The sequence below is a fragment of the Monashia sp. HAY1-5C genome (genome assembly GCF_056755255.1).
Window position 1 is genome coordinate 1 of sequence record NZ_JBPGXG010000639.1, and the last position, 245, is coordinate 245.

Genomic DNA, 245 nt, shown 5'->3' on the forward strand with positions numbered 1-245 from the left:
GTCGTGGTCATGACCACCGAGGTGCTGCGCAACATGATGTACGCCGGGTCCGCGACGCTGCGTGGGCTGGGCTGGGTCGTCATGGACGAGGTCCACTACCTGGCGGACCGGTTCCGGGGTGCCGTGTGGGAGGCTGTCTCTTATACACATCTCCGAGCCCACGAGACGGAGCTACATCTAGTGTGTCGTCTTTTTCTTTGAAGGGGGGGGGGGGGGGGGGGGGGGGGGGGGGGGGGGGGGGGGGG

The 245-nt window shown here is 67.8% G+C and carries 1 protein-coding gene; it reads left to right on the forward strand.

The window, feature by feature from the left end:
• On the forward strand, positions 1–201 hold a 201-nt coding region (locus tag ACR9ZK_RS23015; RefSeq protein ID WP_481344233.1), incomplete at its 5' end, for a hypothetical protein.
• Positions 202–245 lie beyond the last annotated feature (44 nt).